The sequence below is a fragment of the Neisseria sp. N95_16 genome (assembly GCF_002551535.2).
Taxonomy (GTDB): Bacteria; Pseudomonadota; Gammaproteobacteria; order Burkholderiales; family Neisseriaceae; genus Neisseria; species Neisseria brasiliensis.
The window spans coordinates 1-2,146 of the sequence record NZ_PDBT02000134.1 but is presented as its reverse complement, the minus strand read 5'-3'; the positions used below and the strand labels follow the sequence as shown (position 1 = coordinate 2,146).

Annotated in this window: 3 protein-coding genes; 2 read left to right on the top strand and 1 reads right to left on the bottom strand. The window is 54.0% G+C overall.

From position 1 onward, the window contains the following. The coding region (locus CRG49_RS14180; protein ID WP_157807888.1) for a helix-turn-helix domain-containing protein at nt 1-171 on the bottom strand (171 nt) is incomplete at its 3' end. A 177-nt stretch (nt 172-348) separates the two neighbouring features. Here CRG49_RS14180 and CRG49_RS12735 point away from each other — a divergent pair. Both CRG49_RS12735 and CRG49_RS14175 read left to right on the top strand, forming a co-directional pair. Further along, complete coding sequence (locus CRG49_RS12735; RefSeq protein WP_097784632.1) at nt 349-1,959, top strand: efflux RND transporter permease subunit; 1,611 nt, start codon at nt 349-351, stop codon at nt 1,957-1,959. A 16-nt stretch (nt 1,960-1,975) separates the two neighbouring features. Then, a partial coding sequence (locus tag CRG49_RS14175; RefSeq protein WP_157807888.1) for a helix-turn-helix domain-containing protein occupies nt 1,976-2,146 on the top strand: 171 nt, incomplete at its 3' end.

Sequence of the window (2,146 nt, the reverse complement as noted above, 5' to 3'; positions counted from 1 at the left end):
CTGTTGTGCTTTTCGGTAACAGTAGGTTCCGTTGACGGAATGCCGTCTGATTTCCCGACTGACGGTGGCGGGATGACAACCGATGTTCTGTGCGATTTGGTTTAGGGGTAGGTTGCGGTAATGTCTGGAAATGTAGTATCTTTGGTGTGAGGTCAGTTGTGTGTAGGCCATATTGCAATCTTTCTTGTCAGGAAAGGCAGTATACTACCGCATACTGGCCTTTTCTGTTATTGGAAATTGCACTTGTTAGGCGAATGTAAGGGCCTTTTTACATCGGATACCTTGCCTAACTTGGGTAAATTGTTCACAATCAGGCCGTCTGAAAAATAATATATTCCTCATCAACTTATGGCTCACTTTTTTATCCACCGCCCCGTGTTTGCATGGGTGTTGTCGATTTTCATCACGCTGGCCGGTGCGCTGTCGATTTTTGCGTTGCCGCTGGAGCAGTATCCTGATATTGCACCGCCGCAGGTTTCTGTGGTGGCGCGTTATACCGGTGCGTCGGCGGAGACGGTCAATGATTCCGTGTCGCAGGTGATCGAGCAGCAGCTGACCGGTTTGGATGGCTTGATGTACATGACTTCGACTGCCGATTCGTCCGGCCAGTCGCGCACAACCATTACTTTCGAGCCGGGTACCGACATCGATGTGGCGCAGGTTCAGGTGCAAAATGCCTTGCAACAGGTGATGTCGCGTCTGCCCGAAGCGGTGCGCAGCCGCGGCGTGTCGGTGACGCGCGGCGGGCAGGATAATTTGGTGTCGTGGATGTTTTATACCGATCAGCCGAACGTGCCGCGCGTGGCGATTACCGATTATTTGGCGAGCAATGTGGTGGACGTGTTGGGGCGTATCGACGGTGTGGCCGAAGTGCAGCTTTACGGCAGCAGCTACGCCATGCGTATTTGGCTGGATCCGAATAAATTGGAACAGTTCCAGCTGATGCCCTCGGACGTGCGCGCGGCTTTGGAAAGCCAGAATACGCAGGTTTCGGCGGGGCAGTTGGGGCAACTGCCTTCGGTTGACGGGCAAATGCTGAATGCGCCGATTCAGGCACGCAGCAAGCTGCAAACGGTGGAGCAATTTGAAAACGTGGTGCTGAAAAGCACGCCGAGCGGCGCGGTGGTGACGATTAAAGACGTGGCGCGGGTGGAATTGGGCGCGGAAAGTGCCGATGTGCAAACGCGGTTCAACGGCAAAAACGGCGGCGCGTTGGGCATTGTGCTTTCAGACGGCGCCAATGCCTTGGATACGGCTGCTGCGGTGGAAGCCAAAATCCGCGAGCTGGAGCCGGATTTCCCTTACGGCATGAAAGCGCAAACCAGCCAAGACAGCGTACCGTTTGTGAAAGCTTCGCTGAAAGAAGTGATGAAAACGCTGATTGAAGCGATTGTGTTGGTGGTGCTGGTGATGTTTGTGTTCCTGCAAAGCTGGCGCGCCACGCTGATTCCGGCTATTGCCGTGCCGGTGGTGCTGATGGGCACGCTGGGCATTTTAGCGGCCTTGGGCTATTCGATTAACATGCTGACCATGTTTGCGCTGGTGTTGGCCATCGGCTTGCTGGTGGACGATGCCATCGTGGTGGTAGAAAACGTCGAGCGCGTGATGCACGACGAAGGTTTGGACGCGAAAACCGCCACTGAAAAATCGATGAAAGAGATTTCTTCCGCGCTGGTGGGTGTGGGCATGGTGTTGTCGGCGGTGTTTGTGCCGATGGCGTTTTTCCCCGGCACCACGGGCGTGATTTACCGCCAATTTGCCGTGACATTGATTGCGGCGATGGGCTTTTCCGTGTTGGTGGCATTGACGCTTTCACCGGCCATGTGCGCCCAATTTCTGAAGCCCAAAGCGCACGACAAACCGAGCGGCGGCCTGTTCAGACGGCCTTACATTCGCCTAACAAGTGCAATTTCCAATAACAGAAAAGGCCAGTATGCGGTAGTATACTGCCTTTCCTGACAAGAAAGATTGCAATATGGCCTACACACAACTGACCTCACACCAAAGATACTACATTTCCAGACATTACCGCAACCTACCCCTAAACCAAATCGCACAGAACATCGGTTGTCATCCCGCCACCGTCAGTCGGGAAATCAGACGGCATTCCGTCAACGGAACCTACTGTTACCGAAAAGCACAACAG

What these genes read in the sequence shown, in the direction of transcription:
- CRG49_RS12735 (WP_097784632.1), top strand. Translation starts at nt 349, where the DNA reads ATGGCTCACTTTTTTATCCACCGCCCCGTGTTTGCATGGGTGTTGTCG.